Below are 5,981 nucleotides of genomic sequence, written 5' to 3' on the forward strand. Positions count from 1 at the left end.
GCATCTATTCGTCGCAAATGAAAACATTAATGCGCAGTCTTTCTACGAAAAATTAGGTTGGTTTCCTCGCGACGAAGTTCGTATGTTTTCTTTCAATTCTTCTAACAGTGACAAGGTTTAGTACGCACATAACAAACTGTTTAAGAGTGATTCGCAACGCGTGGCATTTTCACTATGCGTTGCGTTTAGTGTTTAAGGTGGTATGCGGGAGCTTTGGTATTGCGTTGCTCACACCTTAACAGGGCGTTAGCCCTTTTCGAGGAAGTGATATGGAAATCGTACAAGAAATAGATGTTTCAGAATTGCATCATAAGGCAATCGAAGCATTAAGAAACCAAGCATTTCCAGACAGCCAAGTCAGTCGTTCTTACTTTAAGCAGTTACCTCATATGCGTGCTCTTCATTTTCAAGGTGAGCAGTTGGTTGGTTATCTTGGACTAGACTATCGAGTCGTTAGCGTCGGTGAAGAAATACATAAGGTTCTGGGTGTAATCGACTTTTGTGTTGATGAGCGTTATCGAGGTCAAGGTATTGGCTCTTTAATGTTGTCAGAATTATCGGCATTTGCTGAAACTAAAGATGTAGATTTCATAATCCTTATATCAGAATTGCACGATTTCTACGCTTCAAATGGTTTCTACAAAGTACAGTGCATGCAGTCATGGTTAAGGCTCCATGAGCACAGTAACTATGGTGTTGCTGTAGAGCATATTGATGAGCTGTATGTGAAACCACTCAGAGGTAAACTGTGGGGTGCTGGACATTTTGATTGGCTAGGTTATATGTACTAGTCAACCACAGGGCTAACAAACTGTTCAAGAGTGATTCGCAACGCGTGGCATTTTCAGTATGCGTTGATTTTAGTGATTAAGGTGGTATGCGGCGGCTTAGGTATTGCGTTGCTCACACCTTAACAGGGCGTTAAATTGGCACAGTCGAAAAGTACGTAGGCTGTTAGTCTCATAAAGGATAATTAGTGATGAATTGTAGTCAGTTGTTTTACAGTATAGATGAAAGTATAGAAACCCTTCATCAACGAACTAAACTTTCAGATATCGTATTGTCGAAAGGCATAAATAAGAAAGATGAAGTAATTGAATTTTTGAAAGCAGAGCTCAGTGCTGCATTTGAATGCAAAGTAGAGTTTTGGTTGCAAGGCTCTTATAAAAGTAGCACGTTAATTAAGCCTGTAGATAAGTATTCCTCTTATGATATTGATATTGGAGTTTACCTACTATTTGACGCGGAGGAGGAGGAGATTGATGCTCAAGATGTTAAGGCTACATTAAAGGATGCATTAGAATCTTATTGTCAGATAAATGACGAGGCTAAACTACAAAAATCAAAGAATGCGTGTGAAGGTCTTACATTTTCGTCATTTTTAACTCTCGATACACCTATTTATTATAAATCTGATCTTGAAACAAAGCTTGCTACAGATAAAGGGTGGATTGATAGCGATCCTAGAGCAATTCAAGAATGGCTTACGAATTACTATACAAATAGTGGTGACCGAGCGTTGATGAAGCGATTGGTACGTTATTTCAAAGCGTGGGTAAATGTTAAATGGCAAGGTACAGAGTTCAAAAAAATTCCATCGTTGGCTATAAATGTGCTTGTAGCTCAACATATGCAAAAGTATGAGAATGAAGATGACAGCTTTATACATACAGTTTTAAGTATATGTGAAGAGTTGGAGTCTACTTTCATCGTTAGTAATCCACTTAATGGAAATAATATTTTAACAATGCCAGAAGATGCTGAAGCGTTTGCGCATCAAAAATTAGACCATTTAAAGAAGGTTTGTTTAAATTGCTCCGATTCAACTGAATTGGAACGATCTGTCGAATTTTCCAATCTATTTCAACATTATTTCCCTCAAGTCGAGCTTGATCCATCTTCTGGTAGTATAAATCTTCCTGCAGTTACAACAGTTCCTGAAATTTCTATCTGCCGATATGATAAAAATGGAAAACACGTAGAAACTATAGTTACTAATAGCGTAACTGTGAAAAAAGGTGATTCGCTGACATTCACGATTTGTAACCATAGTGATTTTAATTCATTTGCCGATGCGCACTGGACTGTTAGGAACGTTGGTAAGCAGGCAACTGACGCTAATGATATCGGTCATAAAGTGTCAGGTCGAACAAACGAGAGTCATAAGAGAGATACTACGTACACAGGTGCTCATACGATGGAATGTATGATTACTTATAATGGTTCGGTAATTGGCATTCAAACCATTAATGTAGAAGTTAAGCCTGCCACAACATTGAGAAGAAAAAGAGTATTTAAGGGTGGGAGACGCTAATTATGTGGGACTTATTACCATCAAAGTTAAAGTATGGATTGCCTACAGCAATTGCTATCATCTTGTATTTGGCTTTTAACCAATATCTTGAGCAGCCAATGCTAAGGTCAATATCTTATACAATTACAGCAATAACCATATTGTCATGGATTGTTGGTAAATACCTGTGGAAGTATGTATATATCGACTACTTTAAGAATAATTTTTGTCCTGACTTTAACGGCAAATGGACTGGAAGGATTCAATCTAATTTTAATGGAGGAACAGTTGTTGAGTTTCCAGTTACAATTGAAGCAGATTTCTTTTCGATAAAAATGAAAGGTCAAACAACAATAGGTAGAAGTTACGCTAACTACTGTAAAGTAATTAGAACTGAAGATGACGGTTTTGAGCTCGAATACATGTTTAAAGGGGTAAATGATACTCCTTCTGAAACCGATACAATTTTTTACGAAGGTGCGGCTAGGCTGCATGTTACCGATGTCCCAACTATGAAAATGAAAGGCGTATTTTGGACAAATCGTTGCTGGCAAAATGGCAAAAATACAGCCGGGATAGTTGAATTTACAAAAGTTGAATAGCCGTATATGTGCCATTTAACAAAGCATTTAAGAGTGATTCCCAACGCTTGGCAGTTTCGCTTCGCTCAAGTATAGCCAAGCGTCGCTCACACCTTAATGCGGCGTTATAAGCCTCCGCCTATTTTTAGCAGAGGCTTAGAAAGGTGCTTAGAATGAAAATATTTGTATCGAGCGCTCGTCAGAAAATCTCTTCAGTTCTAAGTATAAATTTGTTTGTTCAAAAAATTTCGTGTCATAAGACATAGTAAGAAGTGTTTCTACATTATCAGAATTGTTTATTAAGTTTAAATTAAATTTAAACTTCTTCCTAAGTAAAATATAAATTAATTCGGCGAAGTCATGCCCATGAACAATCTCAGATAAGGGAAGTTCTAAATCAATAACTTTATTCAATGACGTCTCGATATCATCAAGTGACTTTATTGTTCCCTTTTCTACTTTATTGATTGAATAGTTTATAACGGCGTTGATTAAATCCTTGTTTGATTTAAACAACATAGACTTTGTGTCTATGAATTTAGTGAAATCTATGTTTTTACCGCTTGATTGTTTTGGCTTGAAAACCAAACCTAGTGAATCAATTTTATTTGCTAGCTTTAAACACCCAAGGTTGTATATTTGTTCTTCTAGTATGCTTTTCAAATCAGGATATGCTTGTTTAACTTTTCCATGCTGTTCTTCGGTAAGTATGGTTTCAAGGAAAATGTCGAAACAAGGACTATCAATAATCATGCATTCAGAGTCATGTCTATCAGTTAAGAAAATATCTTTATCATAATCACTAATATATTTATCTCTAACTCGAATGAAATCAGCATCTCGTATGGCGAATTTATTAGTGATGCCTCTCTCGTCAAGCTTTTCCCAAGCAGAGCGCATTTTGTATTTACCATCTGTAGAGATTATTCTGGTTGCATCTTTCGATATGAACTTACCATATAGTTTTTGATCTTTTGCTCCTTCAACTAATAAGTTATATCCATTAAATTTCCTATCCATCATTATTGCATTAACAATACGGTCAGGTGTAATATTATTAGCCAGAGTTGACATTAAACTTCAACTCCGATTAATTCTTGTGTTAATGACCAATGCTCTCCGATTATATCTGGAGAATGAGTTGCTATTAATACAGTTAGTCCATTTTCATTAATGATATTTTTAATGTCATTAATGAAGTTGTTCTGCCAAGATATATGTAGTGATAGTTCAGGCTCATCTAAAAGTACTAAAGATTGATCTTTGTATAAGAATATTAATTTATAGAATAATATTATTTCATGCTGCTCACCAGACGATAACTTGTTAAAAGGGAATTCGATAGGGTTTCCCTCTTCATCAAATAGGACGGTTGACTGTATTTTAAATCCATTATCTAAACAAGATAATATTTTCTTGTGTTTTAGTCTTGAGTTTGCGATATTAATGAATAGGGATAACTTGTCAAATATTTCCGAGTAAGGTGCTAATTTTTTCTTACTATCTTGTATGTAAAGGTTAATAAATCTAAGAATAGAATCATCATTTCGTTTTAAGTTTATAATTTCTTCTATGTTTAATTTTGTTAATAATCCTAAATTGGTTAATTCTTTCCTTTTCTCATTAATCTCATATAATTCTTTGTTAATTTCTTCATAGCTTAAAGGAACATTGGAATCTATCGTGGTTATTATTCTATTTGGAAATGAGCTATCGAGTTCTGCTGTTATTTTTTGTGATTCTGAAGCGTATATTTTTAATCTGTCTTTAAGGTTTTCAGCACAGTCAGATATTGTTGAACGATATTTTTCATTATCATCGTAACTTGTTAAGATTCTTTGTGTTTCAATCAAGTTGATTTCAATTTTGTCAATTATATTATCAAACCATATAGGGTTGGATTTCGATTTTTTCATTTCTCTTTCCCATACTTCATGGAAAAAGATATCTTCATAAAAATCTTCAGTTTGAATATTAACTCTTCTAAAGTGTTTTTCAAAACCTTTAGGATAGTAATGGTCTAAATTCTTTACTTTATTCTTATAAGCGTGGAACTTACTGTGTGTTGAGGTAAGGTTTTTCCATGGATTAGAGGACTTTGTTAAATCTCTAACTTGAAGTTGATTTTTTTGTACTCGGAATGACCATGAGGTGTTGTTTTCAAAGGTAATATTAAATTTGTCAAATGATACAGAAGCAACCTCGTGAAATCTGCGCTTAAATATATTATTAAGCATTTCTAATATTACAGTCTTTCCTAATCCGTTTTCACCTATTAGTATTGTAATGTTATCTTTGAATATAATTTCGTGGTCAAATATACCAAATAATTTTTTTACGGTTAATGACTTAATTTTCATTTCAAACCTATGTTTATGTTTATGCTCATGTCCCTAGTGTATCATATACGCACTTAATTGAGTAAGACGCACCTCTTAATAATGGCTTATAACAAAGCATTTAAGAGTGATTCTCAACGCTTGGCATTTTTCATTCTATCGCTGAGCTCAGTGTTTACGGTGGTATGGTTGAGTTTCGTGGTCGCGTTGTTCACACCTTAATGCGGCGTTAGCCCTTTTCGAGGAAACGATATGGAAATCGTACAAGAAATAGATGTTTCAGAATTGCATCATAAGGCAATCGAAGCACTAAGAAATCAAGCTTTTCCAGATAGCCAAGTAAGTCGTTCTTACTTTAAGCAGTTGCCTCATATGCGTGCTCTTCATTTTCAAGGTGAACAGCTGGTTGGCTATCTTGGACTGGATTATCGCGTTGTTAGTGTCGGCGGGGAAATACATAAGGTTCTGGGCGTAATCGACTTTTGTGTTGACGAACGTTATCGAGGGCAAGGCATTGGATCTTTTATGTTGTCAGAATTATCGGCATTTGCTGAAACTAAAGATGTGGATTTCATAATCCTTATATCTGAGTTACATGATTTCTACTCTACAAACGGCTTTTACCAAGTTCAGTGCATGCAGTCTTGGTTAAGGCTTCACGAGCACACTAACTTTGGAGTTGCTGTAGAGCATCTTGATGAACTGTATGTGAAACCACTCAGAGATAAGCAGTGGGGTGTTGGACATTTTGATTGGCTAGGTTATATG

Annotated in this window: 6 protein-coding genes and 1 pseudogene; 5 read left to right on the forward strand and 2 right to left on the reverse strand. The window is 35.3% G+C overall.

Going from position 1 to position 5,981, the window contains the following annotated elements; translation table 11 throughout:
- The 4 genes and pseudogenes from MHO32_RS25015 to MHO32_RS25040 all read left to right on the forward strand — a co-directional run.
- Positions 1-121, forward strand: a pseudogene (locus MHO32_RS25015) (GNAT family N-acetyltransferase); the annotation flags it as partial.
- Positions 122-269: 148 nt separating this feature from the next.
- Entirely contained in the window at positions 270-791 is a 522-nt protein-coding gene (locus tag MHO32_RS25025) for a GNAT family N-acetyltransferase (protein ID WP_239214838.1), read from the forward strand.
- Positions 792-979: 188 nt separating this feature from the next.
- Positions 980-2,314, forward strand: coding sequence for a nucleotide-binding domain-containing protein (locus MHO32_RS25035; protein ID WP_239214841.1), 1,335 nt, complete (start codon positions 980-982; stop codon positions 2,312-2,314).
- A gap of 2 nt (positions 2,315-2,316) precedes the next feature.
- The gene (locus tag MHO32_RS25040; protein ID WP_032479501.1) at positions 2,317-2,895 is read left to right on the forward strand and encodes a hypothetical protein; all 579 of its coding nucleotides are present in this window, start codon (positions 2,317-2,319) and stop codon (positions 2,893-2,895) included.
- A gap of 147 nt (positions 2,896-3,042) precedes the next feature.
- On the opposite strand, the gene MHO32_RS25045 is transcribed toward MHO32_RS25040, so the two are convergent.
- Positions 3,043-3,948, reverse strand: coding sequence for a DUF4435 domain-containing protein (locus MHO32_RS25045; protein ID WP_239214844.1), 906 nt, complete (start codon positions 3,946-3,948; stop codon positions 3,043-3,045).
- Positions 3,948-5,234: an AAA family ATPase gene (locus MHO32_RS25050; protein ID WP_239214847.1), complete on the reverse strand. Its 1,287-nt coding sequence runs from the start codon at positions 5,232-5,234 to the stop codon at positions 3,948-3,950. Before MHO32_RS25050 ends, MHO32_RS25045 begins: the two co-directional genes overlap by 1 nt.
- 231 nt (positions 5,235-5,465) lie before the next feature.
- Between MHO32_RS25050 and MHO32_RS25055 the strand changes: the two genes are divergently transcribed.
- The coding region (locus tag MHO32_RS25055) for a GNAT family N-acetyltransferase (protein WP_239214851.1) at positions 5,466-5,981 on the forward strand (516 nt) is incomplete at its 3' end.

It is taken from the genome of Vibrio sp. MMH1-50, assembly GCF_022347645.1.
GTDB lineage: Bacteria > Pseudomonadota > Gammaproteobacteria > Enterobacterales > Vibrionaceae > Vibrio > Vibrio harveyi.